Here is an 18,025-nt window from a genome sequence, read left to right as displayed (position 1 = left end):
AGAACGGCATGAACAGACGCACACGCGAGACGGGTTTCACACTGATCGAGATCCTGGTAGTGCTGGTCATACTCGGCCTGCTCGCCGGGCTGGTCGGTCCGCGGCTGTTCGGCAAGGTCGACAGTTCCAAGGTGCGTACCGCCGAAACGCAGGTGCGCATGCTGAAAACCGCGCTGCAGACCTACCGCCTCGATGTGGGCCGTTACCCGAACGCGGAGGAGGGGCTGGCAGCGCTGCAGCAGCGTCCCGAGGGCGCGGGTGCGCCGACCTGGGCCGGACCCTATCTCGACGAGAACCTGCCCACCGACCCCTGGGGCAATCCCTATCAGTACCGCGATGAGCCCGCCGGCGGACAGGAGTTCACTCTCTACTCGTTTGGTGCCGATGGCGCACCCGGCGGCGAAGGACTGGCCGCCGATATCGGCTACCTGCCGTGACCCGTCGCTCGCGCGGCTTCACCCTGATCGAGATCACGGTGGTGCTGATCGTCTTCGGCGTGGTCCTTGCGCTGGCCGCGCCCGGCCTGGGACGGGTTTACACACGCCTCGAAACGCGCAGCGCGCTGCAGGAAGTGAGCAACGGGATCGGCGCGTTGCCGCTGCTGGCCTGGGCGCTCGGTGAGGAGGGAACCCTCGAGGAACTCGCCGCGCGCCACCTCGAACTCCCGGCGGGCTGGTCGCTGGCCGAAGTCGATGCGGTGTACATTCGCGCCAACGGGATATGCAGCGGTGGCAGGGTGCGCTTGCTGACGCCGCAGGGCGAGCGCGATCTCGAGCTCGCGCCACCGTTGTGCATGGTGGGCGGTGGCGGCTGATGCGGGATCGCGTGCGCGGCTTCAGCCTGCTCGAAGCGATCGTCGCGCTCACCATCGTCGCGGTGGCGATCCTCGGTGCCTATGCCTGGGTCGCCGGGAATATCGTCTCGTTGACCCGGGTGCGGGATCTCGCGCTGGAAGAAGCCGCGTTGCACCAGGCGCTCGGCACGCTGGAGCAGACGGACCTCGGTGGACGGCCGGCGGGCAGCATCCAGTGGCGCGAGTTCCGCATCGACTGGCAGGCCGAGCCGATCGAAGCCACCCGCCCCTCGCGCACCGGCGTCGGTGGCAAGGGGCTCTACGAACTGACGCTGTACCGGGTGATGCTGTCGGTGTTCAGCCACGAGCGTCTGATTGCAACGCCGGAACTGCGCCTGGTGCAGCACACCCGCACTCGAGAGCCGCGGGGCTCGCAGTGAGGCGCCGCATCACCGGGCTCACGCTGGTCGAGATGCTCGTCGTGATCGTGCTGACGGCTTTGACCGCGACGCTGGTGATGCAGGGAATCGGACAGGGACTCGGCCTGTTTCAGCGCGTCTCCGCGGACCAGGGCCAGATCTATCGCGAACTGATATGCCGCCTCTGGATCCAGCAGACGCTGAGCACCGCCGTTGCCAACATCGGGGAGCGCGACGAATTCATCGGTGAATCCTCCACGCTGCAGCTGAAGACCTTTCGCCCGCTGCTTGGATCCGAAGGCATCGCGACCGGCATCGCCTGGAACATACGCCCCGATCGCGGGCTCGATTACCAGGAAGGCGAGCAGCACGTGGCGGTCACGGTGCTGCCTGCGCTGTTGCGCTTCGAGTACCAGGACGCGGAGGCGAAGTGGCATCCGCGCTGGCCCGCCGATGACAGTCACGCGCTGCCCGAACGCGTGCGCCTGGTGTTCGACGACGGTGACAACCTGGAGATCGGCCTGCTGACCGTGCGCGTGGCGTTCGCGAGTCCCGACGATGAAATACCGGACGACGAATAGCATGCAGCCACGCCAGCGCATGGCCCACCCGCGCCAGCGCGGGTTCGTGCTGGTGCTCGGCTTGTGGGCCGCGGTTATCGTGCTGCTGCTCGCCGGGATGCTGGACAGCCACGTCGATGCGCGCCTGGAGCAGGCGCGCCTGATCCGGCTGCGCATCCAGGATGAGCTCGATATGCTCAGCACCCGCAACACCCTGCTGTATCTGCTCGGCACCCAGCGATACACCCGCGCCGGCCTTACCACCACCGCGCCCGGGGAGACACAACCGGACAGCACTCAGGACGAACTGCGAATCGATCCGATCGGCGGTGAAATCGCGCTCGACGGCAGCGCCTATCGCGGCCTCGGCGAGGTCCGCTTTTCCTTGCAGGACGAGAGCGGCCTGATCGCGCTGAACAGCGAATCGCAGGTCGATCTGCAGCGCCTGCTGCAGGTCTTCGATGCCGACGAAGCAAGGGTCAGCCGCCTGCTCGATGCGCTGGCCGATTATCGCGACAGCAACTCGCTGCGCCGTCTCGACGGCGCCGAGGCGCCGGAGTATGCCGCGCTGTCGGAACCGCCCCCGGGCAATTCGGCGCTGCGCTCGGCGGTGGAAATCACCCGGGTGCTGGGCTGGCGCGAATGGCTCTTCGCGCGCCCCGGGTTTCGCGTGCACGACTGGCTCTCGGCGCTCCGGGTAGCGGCATTCAATCCCAACGTGATGCCCGAGAGCCTGCTCGCGCACCTGCCCGGCATGGATGCGGAAAAGGCGGCACGCATCGTCGCACTGCGGCGCGAGGAACCGTTTCGCGCCCTGCCCGATTTCGATATGCGCACCGATGTGCAGTTGGTCTGGGCCGAAGATCAATACCGCTTCTTTCCGTCCGACACCCTGCAACTGCGTACCTGGCGCCAGGGCGCCTCGCACGCCAACCTGCTTGCGCTACAATTAACTCCCCTGAGCCAAAACGGCCCGTGGCAAATAACAAGCAGTTATCGAATCAGGCAAGGCAGCCAGGACGACGCGCATGAAGCTCCGAGCTACCTCTTCAGCACCCGTTCGATGCCAGCACCGTGATGGCACGAGCAGCGTGGCATTGGCCACGCAGCGCCCGCTGTGGCTGGTCGGAGCGGATATCTGCGTGTTCGCGCGCCTCGATCTGGCCAGGATCCCGGAACGACACCGGGCGCGCGCGGTAGCCGAGCGCGCCCGCCAGCTCTCGCCGTTTCCCGACCAGGGCTGGCATGCCGCGGATCGCGACGGCAGCATCGCGTTGTGGTGCTGGGATGCTGCGGGCGTGCGTGCCGCCATGGCCGCCGATCCGGAATCCGAACGCGCGTGGGAGATCGTTCCCGAGCAGGTGTTTTTTTCGCCCGTGCGCGACGCCTGTCTGCGCGAGAGGGGCGCCACCATGGTGCTCGAGCGATGGTGCGATGACGAACTCGTGTTCAGCACGGTACTGCCGGCGGCCGGACAGCATCGCGCGCTGTGCCTGCGTTCGGCGGGGCTCGACGCGGATGCCGACCTGCCGGTGGTCGCGGCCGAACCGGGCCCGCGCTGGGACCGGCGCGCCTTCGACTGGCGCCGCATGCTGCGCGAACCGTTCGCCGCCGGTGTGGCGCTGCTGGCACTGGCAAGCCTGTGGCTGTTGTGGTCGCTCGGCGTGCTCGGCGGCACGCATCTCGCCAACCATCGGCTCGCAAACCGCATCGCCACGCAGCAGCAGAACCTCGCGCCGCTGCTCGAACAGCGCGAGCAGGCACTCGCTATCGCCGCCCGCAATGCCGCGCTCGCCGCATCGTTCGAGCAGGTATCCGCGATCGAAGCGGCCGCCGAATTCGAGTACCTGGTGGGCGCCCGCTACCAGCGCATGCTCGACTGGGAGTTCAGCCCGCGTGCGCTGCGCGTGACGCTGCAGGACGCGACCCCGGACAACCGCGCCTACGTGGAGGCGCTCGAGCGCAGCCCCTGGTTTGACCGTGTCGGCGTGTCACCGGCACCGAATCCCGACCAGATCACGCTGCAGATCTCGCTGGCGCCGCGCGCCACCGACGCCCCGCTGTATGTGCGCGAAGCCCTGGCCGGAGGCCGCTCGTGAGCACATTGGCCACCCGCCTGATCGACGCGGGCCGGCAATTGCAGTCCGAGTTCGCCGCCAACCGGCGCCTGGCGACACTGTTGCTGATGGTGCCGACGATTCTCATCGCCTATCTCGCGCTGCTCGTCGGCGACCGGGTCGCACAGGCCACGGCCGATCGCGCGCCTCTCGAGCGGCGCGCCGCGCGCCTCGATGCGCTCGCCGGCAGTGGCGACTGGCAGAGCCGCATCGATGCCGGGCGGCGCCAGCTCGAACACTGGGAAGCGCAAACGTGGCGTGCACGCTCGGCGGAACTGGCGGCTGCCGATCTGCAAACGGCGTTGCGCCGCATCACCGCCGAGCACCTCGCGTGGAACCGCCTGAAACTTTCACCGGCCGAGCCGGTCCCGGAAATCGATGGCTGGCGCATCAAGGCCGAAATCAATGGCAAACTCAAGGAAGATGGCGTGATGGGCATGGTGCAGGCCATTGCCGAGCACCAGCCACGAATCCTGATCGAGCAGCTGAGCGTCTCGCTCCAGCGCGGCCAGACCCTGCGGCTGCAGCTCGGCGTGGTGGTCACACGCGAGGAGCGGGCACCGTGAACCGCCCCGCCTCGTGGCTGCTGTGGAGCGCGGCGCTCGGTTGTGCACTGCTCAGTCTGGGCGCAGGAACCCTGATGGGCGCTTGGGGCGCGACCCGCGGTGAGCCCGGCGTGCCCGATGCGAGCGCCGCGGTCAGCGCCGCGCCCAGGCCTGATGCTGCTGTGACGCTGCGCACGCTCGGCAACTATAATCATTGGGGACGCTATCGTGCCCCCGCGGCCAGTGTCAGCAAAGCAGCGCCAACCCGGCAGGTGTCGAGCGGGGCCGGAGCGCAGGCCGTGGCAAGGAGTTATCGTCTGGTCGGGATCGAGGGCAGCGGATCGAGGCGCAGCGCGCTGCTGCTGCCGCTCGCGGCATCGCGTAGCGGAGTCGCCGACCTGTTGCGCCTGCGCGCCGGCGATAGCGTCGTCGACGGCGTCACGGTCAGCTCGATCGCTGCCGATGCGATCAGCGTGCAGACGGCCAGTGGCAGCGCCACGCTTTATCTATATGGGAACCCGCAGTGATATTTCAGTTCAGACCGATCGCCAGCTCGAGTCGCGCGCGCGCCGCGCGGGGGCTGCTGGGCGCGTGGCTGGTGCTGATGAGCGGCTGCGAGAACCTCGATCGCGAACAACTCGGTATCAGCAAGGGTCCGGCATTCGACAAGAACGCCGAGTCCAAGGAAGCGTTCTATACCCCGCTGCGCGAGCCGATCGAAACGACGCCTGACCAGGGCGCACCGGTGCCGACGGATTTCTCGACCCAATACAGCGCCACGCCCCATGTGCGCGTCAACGAGGGCGTTTCGAGCCTTGCCGCCAACGATCTCGCCAGCGGGCTGAAAGGCGCACCGATCACGGTCAACTACAACAATATCCCGCTGCCGAACTTCATCAACCAGGTATTCGGCGAACAACTCGGAATGTCATTCACGCTGCAACCGGAGATCCACAAGCAACCGGACCTGGTGACGCTGCGCATAGCGGCCGCGGTCAGTCCGGCCGAACTGTTCCGGATCGCGCGCACCACGCTCGCCGCCTATGGCGTGGTGATCAACCAGGAAGGCGGCGTGTTGGTGTTCCTGATCGACAGGACCAGCAAGGGCGGCCAGACACCGCTGCTGGTCAGCGGACGGACGCTACCCGACGTGCCCGACAGCCAGCGTCCGATCTTCATGTTCGTGCCGCTCGAGGTGGTATCCAACGCCAAGGTGAAAAGCTGGCTCGGCAGCGTGATGGCCGGGTTTGATCTCGAGGTGCAGGAAGACCCGGTGCGCAATGCCGTGGTGCTGGTCGGCAAGCAGCAGGAAGTGGAACAGGCGCTCAGCATCATCAAGTCGCTCGATCAGCCTTTGATGCGCGGCAAGTTTTCGATGAGCGTGCGCCCGGCCTATGTCCCGGTGAAGGAACTCGCCAACGATCTCGAGCGCATCCTGCAGTCGGAAGGCTACGATGCCTCGCAGCGCCCGCCGCTCGGCAGCGTGATCGTCCTGCCGCTCGAGGGCAGCAATTCGCTGGTCGTGTTCGCCCCGACCCAGCAGACTCTCGATCACGTGCGCCAATGGGTCGACAGCATCGATCGCGAGCGCCAGATCGGCATCGATGACGGCATCTTTTCCTACCAGGTCAGCAGCACTGCCGCGGACAATATCGTCGAGGTACTGAATTCGCTCGAAGGCGGCGCCGGCGCGGGGCGCAGGACCTCACGCCCGCTGCGGGTACAGCCGAGCGATGCGATGGACCAGGACTCGGGCGAGCCGGCGGGCCTGCGCGATCGCGCGGCCGGTCGCGCCACATCGAGCGGGCGCTTCGTGGTCGATGCAAACCGCAATGCGGTGGTGTTTCGCGGCAGCGGCCAGGAATGGCTGGACCTGCTGCCTACCATTCGCGCCATGGACCGGCCGGCACCGGCGGTGCTGGTCGAGGTGCTGATCGCCGAAGTCACCCTGACCGACAAGGAAGCCACCGGTGTCGAATGGCTCGCCGACGGTTCAATCACGCTGAACGGCACCACCTACAATGCCATAGCCGGCACACTCGGCGGGCTCGGCATCGGCAGCTCGGGCTTCAATCTTACCCTCGACAATGCCGGGGAGACCCGTGCCGTGCTGAATTTGTTTTACGAAAACAAACGCGCCGAGATCCGCTCGCGCCCGCGCCTGATGGTGATGAGCGGCCAGAGCGCGCGCATCGATGTGGGCGACGAGATCCCGATAGTCAGCTCGTCTTCGCGCTCCATCGATAATCCGGATGCACCGATCGTGAACAACGTCGAATACCGCCGAACTGGCGTGAAACTCGAGATCAAGCCCACCGTGCACGCTTCAGGCTACGTGGATGTGGAGGTCAACCAGGAGCTGAGTCAAGCCCAGGAAACCACCACCAGCAGCATCGATTCACCGACCATTTTCAACCGCAGTATCCAGACCACGGTCAGTTTGAAAGATGGAGGTTCGATCCTGCTCGGCGGGCTGGTGTCATCGATTGGTGGCAACACCGCGCGCGGCGTGCCGATCCTTGGACAGTTGCCGGTCATCGGCAAGCTGTTTCGCACCGATGGCGAGTCCGAGAACCGCACCGAGCTGATGGTGCTGGTGATTCCCTACGTGGTGCGCACCCCCGAGGAAGCGGCGGAACTTTCCCGCACCCTCACCCAGCCATTGTGAGCGCATTCAGGCACGCCAGAACGCCGGCGTAAACAACACCAGGATGGTCATCAGCTCCATGCGTCCCAACAGCATCGCGAACGACAGTGTCGAGATGCCAAGATCGCTGAGCGGAATGAAATTGCTGCTGGCCTCGCCGAACGCGGGTCCGGTGCAGTTGATCGTGGCCGATATCGCGGTGAATGCGGTCCAGGGGTCTACCCCATCGATCACCAGGACGGCTATCAACAGCATCGACATCACCAGGTAGAAGAACAGGAATCCGAACACGCTGCGGAAGATATCCGCCGGCACGGTCCGGCGTTGATACTTGGTGGTGATAATGGCCTGCGGGTGGAGGATCTGGCGAAATTCGGCCGCCAGCGCCTTGGCGGCAATGACCACCCGCACCACCTTCATGCCACCGGAGGTCGACCCCGAACAGCCGCCGACATAACTCAGGATCACCATCGTGAAACCGAGTGCCAGCGGGAAGTGCGCCATGTCGCCCGACACATAACCGGTACCGGTCATGAACGACACGGCATGGAGCATACCGAGACGCCACGCGCCTCCCACCCCGTCGCCAAGCCCCGCATGCCAGAGCTGCAGCCCCGCCAGCAGCCCGCCCACACCGGCAATCTGCAGAAAGCGCCGGGTCTCCTCGTCACGCCAGTAGGCGCCCATGCGACGGCGGTTCAGCGCTCCGAGATGCAACGCGAAATTGATCCCGCCCGCAGCCATGAACACGATGGCCACCCATTCGACGGCCGGGCTGCGAAACTGGCCGATGCTCGCGTCATGCGGGGCAAAACCGCCGGTTGCAATGGTGGTGAAACTGTAGGCCAAGGCGTCGAAAACACCCATGCCGGCCAGGTAATACGAGCAGGCGCAGAGCAATGTGAGCAGTACATATACCCCCCACAGATAGCGCGCGGCATTGGTTGCCCGCGGCACCACCTTGGCTTCCTTCATCGGGCCCGGCACTTCGAGCTTGAACAGGCGCATGCCGCCGACATTGAGATCGGGAGCAATGGCAACCAGGAAGATGATCACGCCAAGACCACCGGTCCATTGCAGAAACTGCCGGTACATCAGCAAGGCGCGCGGCATCGAGTCGAGCCCGACCAGAATCGTGGCACCGGTGGTGGTCACTCCCGAAACCGCCTCGAACACGGCATCGGCCCAGCCCAAACCCGAAATCAACCGGAACGGAATGGCCGAAAGCAAACCAAACAGCATCCAGGTGCCCGCAACCAGCAGCAAAGCGTCGCGGTTGACGACGCTTGGCAATGCGCCACGCGCCCCCCTCAGGCCCCATGCGAACAGGAGGAAAACCGCAACTCCGGGCAGCAGAAAATCAAGGGCAATTCCCTGCTCGAATACCAGCAGGTCGAGCAGCCCGAACAAAAAAAACGTTGCGCTCACCACGCCGGTGACGACTGCCAGCAGACGCATCAACAGAACCGGCTTCACGAGGATGCGGCCACGGTTGCCGGCAGCACGACCAGTGCCAGCAAGGCACACAGTGCGAACACCGCGCCGGCTGCAAAGGTCGCTTGCGGACCCAGCTTGCTCCACAGGAAACCGGCGACGAGACTGGCAACCAGCAGCGCGATCCCGGCAGCGAAATGCAGCACACCGAACGCCGATCCACGCAGGGCCGCCGGCGCGGTATCCGCAACCAGCGCGGAGAGCAGCCCCTGGGTCGCACCCAGGTGCAGGCCCCAAAGGACCGCCCCGAGCGCGGTGAGCCACGGGGTCTGTGCAATCGCGAGCACTGCATCGGCCAGGATCAACAGCGCGATTCCCAGCCCCAGCAGCGGCTTGCGTCCGAGCCGGTCGGACAGCACGCCCACGGGCCAGGCACTCGTTGCATAGGCGACATTCATCGCGATCAGGATCAACGGAACGAGCGCCGCGGCGAGGCCCAGTTCGCTCGCCCGCAACAGCAGAAAAGCCTCCGAAAAACGCGCCAGCGTCAGCAGCATGCCCAGCAACACGGCCATCCAGTAGACCCGGGGCAAGCGCGCCAGTTCGCCCGGGCGCCACAATGGCCGCGCGCTATCGGCAGGAGCGCCGCTGTCGGGCTCCTTCACGTAGCGCAGGATCACCAACACCGCGATCCCGGCCGGCACCGTGGCGGCCCACAACACGGCGCGAATATCGCCGGCCAGCACCAGCATCAACACCATCGCGAGCAGCGGGCCGAGAACCGCACCCACGGTGTCCATCGATTGACGCAAGCCGAAGGCGGCGCCATGCAGCGCGGGCGGCGTCACATCGGCGAGCAACGCATCGCGCGGCGCACCGCGAATGCCTTTTCCGATACGGTCCAGGAAACGCGCGCCCATCACGGTCAGGGCGCTGTCGGCGAGCGGAAACAGCGGCTTGCTGAGCGCAGCCAGCCCGTAGCCGGCAAGCAGCAACGGTTTGCGGCGCCCGAGGCGATCGCTGATCGCACCCGAGAACAGGCGCATGAAGCTTGCGGTGGCCTCGGCGATACCCTCGATCAGCCCGAGCAGCAACGGACTGGCGCCAAGCGTGCCCACCAGGTACAGCGGCAGCAGGCTGTGGATCAGCTCCGAGGAGGTGTCCATGCACAGACTGACAAAACCAAGCGCCACGACGGTGCGCGGCAATCCCTGCTGTTGCATACGACGTTCAGATTTCCCCGGAGCGCATATGGACATCGCTGATCCGGGACGCATGATAGACTGCCGCGCCCTCAGCGTTAAGCTCACAAATGTTCACAGAACGATTGCGCGTCACCGATCCGAAACACACCCATGCCGCCCGCGCCGTTGCGACGGACACGCGCGATACCTCGCCATGCTGAGCTACCGTCATGGCTTTCACGCCGGCAATCACGCCGATGTGCTTAAACACCTGGTACTGGTACAACTGCTCGATTATCTCGCCATCAAGGACAAGAGTTTCTGGTATGTGGACACGCATGCCGGCGCAGGCCGCTACGCACTCGATAGCCGGTTTGCCACGAGCCGGGGAGAATCCGCCACCGGCATCGCGCGGCTCTGGGAGGCAGATCCGCTGCGCCTGTCGAAACCGCTGGCGCGCTATCTCGGCATCGTGCGCGCCCTGAATCCCGGCGGCAAGCTGCGCCACTATCCCGGCTCGCCCTGGTTCGCGCGCAGTTGCATGCGCCCGCAGGACCGCATCTGGCTCCACGAAATGCACCCCGCCGATTACGCGGCCCTCGAAAAAGCCTTTCGTGACAGCCCGGTTCCCGCAAGCGTCGCCGACGATGATGGCTTTGCCGCGCTCAAATCACTGCTGCCGCCACAACCGCGACGTGCGCTGATCATGATCGACCCGTCCTACGAACTCAAAAGCGACTATGCGCAGCTGATCACCACGCTGCGCTCGGCGCTCGCCCGCTTTGCCACCGGCGTGTACCTGGTGTGGTATCCGGTGATTCCGCGGCGCGAGGCGCATGAACTTCCGCGGCGCCTGGAATCGACCGCGAACGGCAACTGGTTGCGGGTGAGCCTCCAGCCCCGCGCGCCGCGCAACGAAACGAGCGGCCTCTACGGAAGCGGTGTGTTGGTGATCAATCCCCCCCATACGCTGCGCCCGGCACTAGAAGCTTGCATGCCGCAGCTCGCGGAATTGCTTGCGATCGATGCCGGGGCCTCGTTCAGCATCGACTCGTCCCGGGATCTGCCGGGCTGAAGCGCGGCCCGCGCCAATCCGGACTAAAGCGCGAGCGGATTCAGCCGCTAACGAGACGTCATACCCGGTTGGTTCGTTCGCCTCCCATGCAAATCGTCGCCTCGCGTATCGCCCTGCAGGGGCAGCACAGCACGCTCGTCGAGCAGCGCCGCAGCGAGATGCTGCGTATCGAGCGCGCCCGCCCGGCACCGCCTGCGGTTGCCGCGCCCGAGCCAACCAGCGCCGATCCCGCCGCCGAGCAGTTCGCGCTCGAGCAGGAAGTGCTGCTGCTCAAGATGCTGGTGGAGACGCTCAGCGGACGCAAGATCAACGTCGCCCGCATCGATACCGGGGAGCCGCAGGAGAGCGCGGCACCCGCAATGCCGACCGCGCCGCCGTTGAGCGTCGAATACAGTTCCTCGGTGTTTTACCGCGAATCCGAGTCCACCAGCTTTCAGGCCGCGGGTTTGGTGACAACCGCCGATGGCACGCAGATCGCGCTCGCGCTCGAATTGACGATGAGCCGCAGCTTCGAAAGCAGCATTAGCTTTGGTGTCAGCAGCGGCCAGCGCCAGGATCCGCTGATCCTGAATCTCGCCGGTAACGCCGCACAACTCAGCAGCGCAAAATATTCCTTCGATCTCGATGGCGACGGTCGGACCGAACAGATTTCGTTTGCGACCGGCAACAGTGCATTCCTCGCCCTCGATCGCAACGGCAACGGCCGGATCGACAACGGGCTGGAACTGTTCGGAACACGCAGCGGTGACGGATTCTCCGACCTGGCGCGCCACGACAGCGACGCCAATGGCTTCATCGACGAGGGCGATCCGGTATTTTCGCGTCTCCTCGCCTACGCCAGGAACAGCGCTGGCGAGGAGAGTACGCAATCTCTCTCCGAGCTCGGGATCGGTGCCCTCTACCTGAGTCGCGTCGAAACCCCTTTCGAGCTGCGCGACGCCGGCAACCAGACGCTTGGCACGGTGCGCAGCAGCGGATTGTTCATCACCGAGAATTACGCGAGCGGCACGCTGCAGCAGGTTGACCTGGCGGTCTAGCCCGGATGGTTCATGCTCGCGAGCAACTCGTCGTGGGTCAGGGCGCTCATGTGTTTTACCACCGCCCCGGCATGGCCGGGGGATTTCCCGTTCTGCTCAAGGGCACTCGATATCCATTCAGTTCACGTTTTTGTGCGGCGCGTTTTTGTAGTAGTCCTTGTTCCAGGTCTGCTCTTCCAGTTTGAGATGCTTGATGCGCCAGCCATCAGGTGTTTTCACCGCATCCACGTAGTAGACGCCGCCGGCGGCCAGCACGCGGTTGTGCATATAGGCGGTCAGCTTCGCCTGGTCGCCGTTCAGAGTCACGATATGATTGCTGACAAAGTGCCAGGGAAGACCATCGTGCCCCTTCCTGTGCCCGACGCCTTTTACGATCCAGGCATAAATGGCATCGATTCCCTCAAGACGGTCGTCGAGATCAATGGCGTCAGCACCCACTCCGATGTAGTGCGCTGTTGCGTCCGGTAGAAAAACCTCTTCGAATACCGCCTTGTCCAGCGTGTCCACTCCCCACGTGTAGCGGTTGATCAACTGCATGACTTCAAACTGGTCGCTGGCGGTGTCCGCCTGCGCCAATGACGAACAGCCTAGAATCAGCGCAATGATAAAGGTATTCAGTGCTTTCATGGTTCGACCCTCGAGTTGAGCTTTGCATCCGAAGGCCATTGTGCTCCGGATTGCCTCCATCGGCTATTACATGCCTCTCGCAGACAAGCTCAAAATTCAGCCCCACACGCCATCACCGCAGGCGCTATCACCCGCGCCGTGGCAACAAGCGCCGTGCGGCATTCGTAACCGCGTGCGGCCCCGCACCGCGCGGGAACCGTGGCCACCGACGTTCAGAGGCTCGTGCGCGGCATTGTCACTTGCGAGGTCACGATGCCGCCGTTGACTCCGATCACCTCGCCGGTCACATAGGCCGCGGCCGGCGAGGCGAGGTAGAGCGCGCAGGCCGCAACGTCCTCGGGATCGCCAAGTCGGGCCATCGGGGTGCGCGACGCCATCGTGCGCTCCATCTCGTCGTTCATGAAATTGGTGAGCGCCGTAGTGCGCGTGGCGCCTACACCGATCGCATTCACCCGCACCTTCGGCGCGAAGTCCTGGGCGAGTTCCTGGGTCATCCATGACAGCGCCGCCTTGCCCACGCCGTAGGCCACGAAACCAGGCTGCGGATGGCTGCCGGCCATCGAGGAGATGTTGATGATCGCACCCTTGCCCGCCGTAGCCACCATATGCGGAACGCTGAGCCGCGACATCGAGAAAGCCGTGGTGACATTGAAGCGAAAGCAGGTCTCGAAGTCCTCGTCAGTGGTCTCGAGCGCGGATTTGGGCCCCCATCCGCCGGCATTGTTCACGAGGATATCGAGGCGCCCGAACCCGGCGATGGCACGCGCGACCAGCGCCTCGCGCTGAGCCGCGTCCATCACATCGCAGGGCAGCACCAGCGCACGTCGGCCGCGTGCACGCACCTCGGCCGCAGTCGCATCGAGCTCCTTCTGCGTACGCGCCGAGAGCACCACGTCGGCGCCTGCGTCGGCGAAGGCCAGCGCGCAGGCGGCGCCGATGCCGCGGCCGGAGCCAGTGATGATGGCGACCTGGCCATCGAGACGAAAACGATCCAGCATGCTCATCATGAAACTCTCCCGTGATTCGACGATTGGAGTTCGACAGGGAGCTATTGTGAGCGAACGGGCGGGCGTTAAGCTATAAGCCATCCCTCCGCCAAAGCAGAAACCAGCAGTGCCGAGGCCTGCCACGCAAACCAGGGGCGCCGAAGGCCCGGGCGGCCACTCAGCGACGCGTCGGGGCGTACTGGCGCGCAGCGAGTTGTACCGCGCGCCCCGCGATATCGACGCGACGGCTCTCCGGCGGCAACGAGAGCGGCAAGTCGGCCAGTTTGAGCAGTTGCGCCGACGGCTCCTCGTCTGCCGTCAGCGGCGCCGGCAGTCCTTGCCAGCGCATGAAGACATACCCTTCGGAGAAACCGGCCGGATCGAGCCAGTTGGCCACGCCTGGGTCGCCGGAACTGATCACGAAGCGGATCCGGCCGTCCGCGTCCACCGCGGCCTGCGCCCGTGTGAGGCTGGACTGGTGATCGATCCAGTTCGGCGTGACGAACCACGGATCGCCGAGCTGGATACCCTGATACCGCGCACGACTTGCCTTCACCGTGATCAGCAGCACTTCGTCCGGCGCAAGTCGGTAGCGCGCCATCACCGACTGCTGCCCGGCAAGGCCGCCGGCGCTGGTGTCGCTCGCACGCGGCGGCGGCAGCACGTTCACCGGCAGTCTTCTGATCATCGGCAGGTAGTTGCCATTCCAGACGCGATCAGCCGCCGCCACGTGGTCTGCCGCGGAGGCTCCCGGCAGCGAGGCATCGACCGACGCTGCGCCCGCATCAAGACGCTCGATCGCCACGGTGGTCGGCGTTTCGCGCGACCAGTCCTCGAAGCTCTGGCGCACCAACAGCGCCCTCACGCCGCGCGGGAGCGCGCGCCAACGTCCCTCGCGTGCCGGGCCGCCGAGCCACCATTCGAACGCCGCGCCCGGCCGCACCCCCTCGGCATCGAGATCGATCGCCAGCAGGTTGTGGCCCAGCGCGACTATCGGATAGGCGTCGAGCAGCTGGAACGTAAGCATCGCGTGCGTGCCGCGCCGCCCATGGATGCGGTAAGCGCCACCGTCCACGATCAGCGCCGTCTCATAGATGTTGTCGGGATTCGCGAGTCCGGCGCGGCCGTCGATTCCCTGGCTGCGCGCAAAATAGGGCTTGTCCAGGTGCCGGGACTGTTCCCAGATCCCGAGCGCCGCGCCGACGATGCCGGCAGCGTAGCGCGCCGTGGCCTCGGGGCCCGCAGCAGCCGCAACGGGATCGGCGGTGAGCCCCGCCTCGAGACGGGTTACCGCGATGCCCAGCGTGACCGGCTCCTGCGCCACGGCAAGGCTCGCAGCGCTCCAGGCGAGCAGCAGAGCCCAGCACCCTGACGCGCGCATCAGCCGAAATCCACCAGCCGACAGGGATTCGCGCCGTCCCGGCTCGCCGCCTCGGTGGCGCAGGCCTGGTAGCCGGCGATGTAGTCCGGATCGGATTGCAGCAGTTCGACAACCAATCCTTCCATTCATCGCGGCATCGATGTCCCTCACGAGAAAACCCCATTGCGCGATGGGGCCAAACAGCAGCTCGAACATGGCGCAGTGTCTCTTCGTGGGGTTCGTTGTGATCATGCCCGTGCAATCGCGGCACGTGCCCGCCTTGCGGCCGGCCCGGATGCTACGGAGTTTCACGGTGACATTCAACGTGGATTGGGCGATGATCGGCCGGCCCTGACGATAGCGGAGAAAGAAGATGAAAGCCGTTCGCTGCAAGGACCACAAGGCATGCCTGGCGCACGTGCCCGCGCCCGCCGGCGAGGGTGTGCGGGTGCGCATCGCCGCGGCCGGTATCTGCGGCTCGGACCTGCACATGATTGCGATGGGCTTCCCGCTGCCCTTCACGCTCGGACACGAGATTTCCGGCGTCACGGACAACGGCACGGCGGTTGCCGTCGAACCGATCGCAGCCTGCGGCCACTGCGCCTGCTGCCAGCGCGGCGAGTACAACCTCTGCACGCTCGGCTCCCAGACGGTGCTCGGCGTTGGCCAGGACGGCGGCATGGCCGAGGAGATGATCGTGCCCGAGCGCTGCCTGGTGCCGCTTCCTTCCAACCTCGCGGTGCACGACGCCTGCCTGGTCGAACCGCTGGCGGTCGCGGTGCACGGCATCGCGATGGTGCGGCCAGCCCATCGTGACCGGGTTGCCGTCGTCGGCGGCGGCACGATCGGGCTCTGCGCGGTCGCGATCGCACGGCTCGCGACCCGGGAGGTGTGCCTGCTGGCGCGCCACGACCGGCAGAAAGCGGCCGGCGAGCGCCTGGGCGCCACGTTGCAGCCGACAGGCGAATACGATCTGGTGATCGACTGCGCCGGCACCTCGGAATCACTCGCCGAGGCCGTGCGCCTGTGCCGCCCCGGCGCCACCGTGCTGCTGCTTGCGACTTACTGGGCAGGACTGACGTTGCCGGCCTTCGAGTTCTCGATGAAGCAACTGCGCATCGTGAGTTCGGCGAGCTACTGTCGCCAGGGCCTCAGCCGGGACGTCGACGTGGCGGCGGCGGCAATGGCCATGAACCCGCGCATCGCCGAGTGCCTGATAACGCACCGTCTGCCACTCGACGCTGCCGAGGAGGCCTTCGCGATCGCTGCCGACCGCAAGGGCGGCGCGATCAAGGTCACGATCAACCCCTGAGAGGGCGCCGGCGTCCATGAAGATATGTGTGCTCAACATCACCCCGGTACCGGAGGAGTATCTCGCGGCGGGCCGTGCGAGCATCGAGGCCTGCTGCGCGGGCGTGCTCGCACCGGGCACGGAGCTTGCGTTGCGCGCCCCGACGCTCGGCACCGTGACACTGCCGCAGTACCTCGAAGACTTCCGCAATCCGTGGTTCCAGCACCTCGTGGTGCACGAGGTGATCCGTGCCGTGATTGCGGCTGACCGCGAGGGTTTCGACGCGATCGTCGTCAACTGCTTCGACGACCCCGGCGTCAGGGAGGCACGCGCCCGCGTGCGCACGCCGGTTTTCGGGCTTTCGCAAGCGACCTTTCACCACGCCTGTCAGCTCGGTGAGCACCTCGGCGCGCTCGTGCCGGACATGCCCGGCCAGGTCGCCTTCGTGCAGCGGCAGATCGAGGCCATGGGGCTCGTCTCGCGCATGATTCCGCAGGGCGTGCGCGCCGAGCGCAAGCGCTTCACCGAGTCCTTCGCCGAAGCCCTCGACAGGCCGGAGGCGATGATCACGCGCCTCGAGGCACAGGCACATGAACTGGTGGACGATGGCGCCGATGTAGTCGTGATCGCGTGTGGCGGGCTCGGACAGGTCTGCGGCAGCCGGGGCTGGCATGTGCTGGAGCACCGCGGCGAGCGGGTGCCCGTGGTGAACCCGCTCGGCACCGCCGTGAAGACCGCCGAGACGATGATCACGCTGCAGCGCGCCCTCGGCACCCCGATCCCCAGCCGCGTGCATGCCGCGAGGCTGGGCCAGGAGGATCTCGCACGCATCAATCGCGGCTTCCATATCGAGGACTGAAGCCGCCGCAAAGCACGCGCCCTGTTGTCTCAGATAACCGCCACCGCAGATACCTCCAGCAGAATCTCCGGGGCACTCAGCGTGGTTCCGATCATGGTCATCGCATGCTCGGGAATGGGCTTTCCATCGAACGCTTCGTGCATGGCTTTTTGAATGCCTTCGAAGGCCACGGGACCGATGTCCCTGATGTGGATCGTGGTACTGACCAGGCTCTGGTAGCTGGCCCCGCCCGCGGCCAGCGCGATCTTCAGATTGGCGAACGCCGCGCTGGCCTGGGCGTAGTAATCGTTGCCGCCGACAAGATTCATGTGCTTGTCCATGGCCGTCTGACCGGAGATATGCAAGGTCGTGCCGCCCGTGACAGCCACGACCTGGGCCATGCCATCGTATTTGAACAAGCCATCAGGGTGAATGCGCTCGATACTCGCCGTGCCTGCGCTCGCAATCTCCTGCGCATGGGCGGAAACGCAGATGCCACCCAGGACGGCAGCTCCCGTCATGAGCCCCACCCCACCGGCAATGAACTTGCGTCTGTCCAAGGCTCGTCCTCCCGAATCACTGTGGTACTTGTCGGACTTCTTCAAATGACGGCTACCGCAACGACTTCAAGCAATGATTCCGGCGAACCAAGCGTGGCCCCGATCATGGTCATCGCATGCTCGGGAATGGGCTTTCCATCGAACGCTTCGTGCATGGCTTTTTGAATGCCTTCGAAGGCCACGGGACCGATATCCCTGATGTGGATCGTGGTACTGACCAGGTTCTGGTAGCTGGCCCCGCCCGCGGCCAGCGCGATCTTCAGATTGGCGAACGCCGCGCTGGCCTGGGCGTAGTAATCGTTGCCGCCGACGAGATTCATGTGCTTGTCCATGGCCGTCTGACCGGAGATATACAGTGTCTTGTGGCCCACAGCCGCCACGACCTGGGCCATGCCGTCGAATTGGAACAAAGCATCGGGGTGTATACGCTCGATACTCATAAGATCGCTACTCCTCGGTCAGTGAAATTCATGCTGCAACGCTCGCCTGCGCCAGTTGCCCCCGCTGGCCTCAGCTACGTCGCACCGCCTTGGCCTCTCGACTTCAGCACAC

20 protein-coding genes are annotated in these 18,025 nt (G+C 65.5%); 13 read left to right on the top strand and 7 right to left on the bottom strand.

From position 1 onward, the window contains the following. Positions 1–8 precede the first annotated feature (8 nt). From gspG to IPF49_12035, 9 genes are read left to right on the top strand one after another with little or no spacing between them, the layout of a single operon-like run. The gene (gene gspG / locus IPF49_12075; GenBank protein ID MBK6288351.1) at positions 9–437 is read left to right on the top strand and encodes a type II secretion system major pseudopilin GspG; all 429 of its coding nucleotides are present in this window, start codon (positions 9–11) and stop codon (positions 435–437) included. Beyond that, on the top strand, positions 434–814 hold the full coding sequence (locus IPF49_12070; protein MBK6288350.1) for a type II secretion system protein: 381 nt from the start codon (positions 434–436) through the stop codon (positions 812–814). Before gspG ends, IPF49_12070 begins: the two co-directional genes overlap by 4 nt. Then, complete coding sequence (locus tag IPF49_12065) at positions 814–1,233, top strand: prepilin-type N-terminal cleavage/methylation domain-containing protein (protein ID MBK6288349.1); 420 nt, start codon at positions 814–816, stop codon at positions 1,231–1,233. The genes IPF49_12070 and IPF49_12065 overlap by 1 nt, the downstream gene beginning before the upstream one ends. Then, positions 1,230–1,793, top strand: coding sequence for a prepilin-type N-terminal cleavage/methylation domain-containing protein (locus tag IPF49_12060; protein MBK6288348.1), 564 nt, complete (start codon positions 1,230–1,232; stop codon positions 1,791–1,793). Before IPF49_12065 ends, IPF49_12060 begins: the two co-directional genes overlap by 4 nt. Beyond that, on the top strand, positions 1,771–2,850 hold the full coding sequence (locus IPF49_12055) for a general secretion pathway protein GspK (GenBank protein ID MBK6288347.1): 1,080 nt from the start codon (positions 1,771–1,773) through the stop codon (positions 2,848–2,850). Before IPF49_12060 ends, IPF49_12055 begins: the two co-directional genes overlap by 23 nt. A gap of 13 nt (positions 2,851–2,863) precedes the next feature. Next, the gene (locus IPF49_12050; GenBank protein ID MBK6288346.1) at positions 2,864–3,871 is read left to right on the top strand and encodes a hypothetical protein; all 1,008 of its coding nucleotides are present in this window, start codon (positions 2,864–2,866) and stop codon (positions 3,869–3,871) included. Next, the gene (locus IPF49_12045) at positions 3,868–4,455 is read left to right on the top strand and encodes a hypothetical protein (GenBank protein ID MBK6288345.1); all 588 of its coding nucleotides are present in this window, start codon (positions 3,868–3,870) and stop codon (positions 4,453–4,455) included. The genes IPF49_12050 and IPF49_12045 overlap by 4 nt, the downstream gene beginning before the upstream one ends. After that, entirely contained in the window at positions 4,452–4,961 is a 510-nt protein-coding gene (locus IPF49_12040) for a hypothetical protein (protein ID MBK6288344.1), read from the top strand. The genes IPF49_12045 and IPF49_12040 overlap by 4 nt, the downstream gene beginning before the upstream one ends. Beyond that, on the top strand, positions 4,958–7,102 hold the full coding sequence (locus tag IPF49_12035) for a type II and III secretion system protein (protein MBK6288343.1): 2,145 nt from the start codon (positions 4,958–4,960) through the stop codon (positions 7,100–7,102). Before IPF49_12040 ends, IPF49_12035 begins: the two co-directional genes overlap by 4 nt. A gap of 6 nt (positions 7,103–7,108) precedes the next feature. On the opposite strand, the gene IPF49_12030 is transcribed toward IPF49_12035, so the two are convergent. Both IPF49_12030 and IPF49_12025 read right to left on the bottom strand, forming a co-directional pair. After that, complete coding sequence (locus IPF49_12030; protein ID MBK6288342.1) at positions 7,109–8,539, bottom strand: potassium transporter; 1,431 nt, start codon at positions 8,537–8,539, stop codon at positions 7,109–7,111. Between the two features lie 14 nt (positions 8,540–8,553). Continuing rightward, a complete protein-coding gene (locus IPF49_12025; protein ID MBK6288341.1) occupies positions 8,554–9,774 on the bottom strand; it encodes an MFS transporter in 1,221 nt (406 codons plus the stop codon). 139 nt (positions 9,775–9,913) lie between these two features. On the opposite strand from IPF49_12025, the gene IPF49_12020 reads away from it, so the two are divergent. Together IPF49_12020 and IPF49_12015 are read left to right on the top strand one after the other, a co-directional pair. Then, the gene (locus IPF49_12020) at positions 9,914–10,774 is read left to right on the top strand and encodes a 23S rRNA (adenine(2030)-N(6))-methyltransferase RlmJ (GenBank protein ID MBK6288340.1); all 861 of its coding nucleotides are present in this window, start codon (positions 9,914–9,916) and stop codon (positions 10,772–10,774) included. An 86-nt stretch (positions 10,775–10,860) separates the two neighbouring features. Beyond that, complete coding sequence (locus IPF49_12015) at positions 10,861–11,811, top strand: hypothetical protein (GenBank protein ID MBK6288339.1); 951 nt, start codon at positions 10,861–10,863, stop codon at positions 11,809–11,811. Positions 11,812–11,928: 117 nt separating this feature from the next. Here the strand turns inward: IPF49_12015 and IPF49_12010 are convergent, their stop codons facing one another. The 3 genes from IPF49_12010 to IPF49_12000 all read right to left on the bottom strand — a co-directional run bounded on the left by IPF49_12010 (position 11,929) and on the right by IPF49_12000 (position 14,805). After that, positions 11,929–12,438 carry a nuclear transport factor 2 family protein gene (locus tag IPF49_12010; GenBank protein ID MBK6288338.1) on the bottom strand — a complete coding sequence of 170 codons (510 nt, stop codon included), beginning with the start codon at positions 12,436–12,438 and terminating at the stop codon, positions 11,929–11,931. 212 nt (positions 12,439–12,650) lie between these two features. Further along, entirely contained in the window at positions 12,651–13,442 is a 792-nt protein-coding gene (locus IPF49_12005) for an SDR family oxidoreductase (protein MBK6288337.1), read from the bottom strand. Between the two features lie 160 nt (positions 13,443–13,602). Further along, the gene (locus IPF49_12000; GenBank protein ID MBK6288336.1) at positions 13,603–14,805 is read right to left on the bottom strand and encodes a hypothetical protein; all 1,203 of its coding nucleotides are present in this window, start codon (positions 14,803–14,805) and stop codon (positions 13,603–13,605) included. Positions 14,806–15,157: 352 nt separating this feature from the next. Between IPF49_12000 and IPF49_11995 the strand changes: the two genes are divergently transcribed. Both IPF49_11995 and IPF49_11990 read left to right on the top strand, forming a co-directional pair. Next, a complete protein-coding gene (locus tag IPF49_11995) occupies positions 15,158–16,096 on the top strand; it encodes an alcohol dehydrogenase catalytic domain-containing protein (GenBank protein MBK6288335.1) in 939 nt (312 codons plus the stop codon). A 16-nt stretch (positions 16,097–16,112) separates the two neighbouring features. Further along, positions 16,113–16,934, top strand: a complete 822-nt coding sequence (locus IPF49_11990) for a hypothetical protein (protein ID MBK6288334.1) — start codon at positions 16,113–16,115, stop codon at positions 16,932–16,934. 29 nt (positions 16,935–16,963) lie between these two features. Here the strand turns inward: IPF49_11990 and IPF49_11985 are convergent, their stop codons facing one another. Beyond that, entirely contained in the window at positions 16,964–17,473 is a 510-nt protein-coding gene (locus tag IPF49_11985; GenBank protein ID MBK6288333.1) for a RidA family protein, read from the bottom strand. A gap of 41 nt (positions 17,474–17,514) precedes the next feature. Continuing rightward, positions 17,515–17,913: a RidA family protein gene (locus tag IPF49_11980; GenBank protein MBK6288332.1), complete on the bottom strand. Its 399-nt coding sequence runs from the start codon at positions 17,911–17,913 to the stop codon at positions 17,515–17,517. Positions 17,914–18,025 lie beyond the last annotated feature (112 nt).

The organism is Gammaproteobacteria bacterium, assembly GCA_016705365.1.
Taxonomy (GTDB): Bacteria; Pseudomonadota; Gammaproteobacteria; order Pseudomonadales; family UBA5518; genus UBA5518.
This window is presented reverse-complemented; position numbering and strand designations above follow the sequence as displayed.